The following is a 1,829-nucleotide window of genomic DNA, read 5'->3' on the forward strand; positions in this document are numbered from 1 at the left end:
GCGGCAGGACCGCGAACTGGTCCTGCCACCCACGCCAAGCCTCAGCCCCTGCCAGTTAGCACGAGCTTGCCGTGGACGCCTCCGGCTTCGAGCAGTCGGTGCGCCCGGCTGATGTCCGTCAGTGGGAGCGTGTCCACCACGACGGGTCGCAGGAGACCAGCTTCGGCTGCTCGTGCGACCTCGTCCAGCAGGGTTCTGTCGGGGTTACCCAGCAGCACCCTCACGCGTCGGGTGCCATGCATCGCAGAGGCAGCCACGTAGGCGAGGCTCCGCAGCGGGCGATCGAAGTCGACGGTGATGGTCACCATCCGCCCCTTCCTGGTCAGGCGAGACCGGAACTGCCTCAGCTGCGAGCCGCGGGTGTCGAAGATGACGTCGTAGGGCTCGAGCTCGCGCGGATCCGTCCGGTAGTCGATGACCTCGTCGGCCCCCAGGCCGCGCACGAAGTCAGTGCTGGATTCGCTGGCCAAGGCCGTGACATGGGCTCCGAGCATCTTGGCGACCTGCACGGCGACACTGCCGACGCCTCCTGCCCCGCCGCGGACCAGCACGCGTTCACCATGGCGCAGCCGGGCAGTGTCGCGGAGAGCGGTCAGCGCGGTGGTGCCGCCGGCCAGCAGGGTGACTGCCTCGGTCGGCCCGAGGCCGCTCGGTGCCGCAGAGACGCGCCCCGCCGGGACGGCGACGTACTCGGCGGCTGAGCCGGTCGCACTACCCTCGGCGACGGTGCCCCACACACGATCTCCGACGGTGAGGCCGGTCGCGCCGTCGCCGAGCTCGACGACGACTCCGACGAAGTCTATGCCGATCGACTTCGGGAAGCGCCTGCCCGAGGCCAGCCTGAGCTTTCCCTCCCGCTTGGCGAGATCGCCGCCATTGACCGATGCGGCCTCCACCCGGACAAGGACCTCCGCCGGACCGTGATGCGGTCGCGGAACGTCGACGACTTTCAGGACCTCAGGCGGTCCGTACTCCGTGAACAACGCAGCTCGCATCATTGGCGCAGCGTGGCCTGAGTGCAGGCCGTCTCCGTCTCGTGGCACATTCACCTCGCCAGACCCTCCGGGTGGAAGCGCTCGACGCGGTCTCGCTGGCTGGCCATCTCCCAGTAGATCTCTGCCAGCTCGGCCGGGTCGGCGACGGGGACGCGGGGCCCGCCGTGCTCGTCGAAGGCGGCCGCGGCCTTGGCCGAGGCCTCGCTGCCGTCGATGAGCGAGGCAATGGTCAGAACCCCGACGTAGACGCCTTGGTCTGCGACCTCGGCGTGGAGGCCGTGGAGGTAGTTGCGGGTCGAGGCCATGACGGTGCCGAGACCGGCGAGGTTCGGCATGGGCGCGGCCGCCGAGTTCCCGTCAGCCAAGAGGAACGCACCACCCCCTCGCTCCGACCACTCCGGCAGGAGCGCGTGCGCGATCTCCACGGGCGTGAGCAGCAGCAGTGGAATCAATGCCTGGAGGTCGGTCGCTCGCAGGTCGACGGCCCGGGTGAAGGAGTGGTCGAGCCCGATCGGGCCGTACTCGGCGACGTCGATCCGGCCGAACCTCTCCCGGATGGCGGCGACGAGGCCGGGGACGACTGCGGGGTCGACGAGGTCGGCGGGGAACGCCGCCGCCTCGATCCCCTCGGCCTCCAGCTCGCCGACGAGCGCGTCGAGCCGTTCCCTGCGCCTGGCGACGAGGGCGACCTGGTATCCCTCGCGGCCGAACCTGCGCGCGACGGCCTGGCCGAGACCCGTTCCCGCTCCGAACACGGCGATGACTTTGGACATGACTGTTCCTCCCTACATGACTGAATTACTTGACCGGCAGTCAAGTTGTACTCATGTCAGA

General features: G+C 69.5%; 2 protein-coding genes. Both read right to left on the bottom strand.

What is annotated here, in order from left to right:
- Positions 1-41 precede the first annotated feature (41 nt).
- On the bottom strand, positions 42-983 hold the full coding sequence (locus tag NWP10_RS11710) for an NAD(P)-dependent alcohol dehydrogenase (RefSeq protein ID WP_258301018.1): 942 nt from the start codon (positions 981-983) through the stop codon (positions 42-44).
- A gap of 62 nt (positions 984-1,045) precedes the next feature.
- Positions 1,046-1,768: an SDR family oxidoreductase gene (locus NWP10_RS11715; protein WP_258301019.1), complete on the bottom strand. Its 723-nt coding sequence runs from the start codon at positions 1,766-1,768 to the stop codon at positions 1,046-1,048.
- Between the last annotated feature and the right edge of the window lie 61 nt (positions 1,769-1,829).

This window comes from Micrococcus sp. HG099 (assembly GCF_024723355.1).
Classification (GTDB): Bacteria; Actinomycetota; Actinomycetes; order Actinomycetales; family Micrococcaceae; genus Micrococcus; species Micrococcus endophyticus.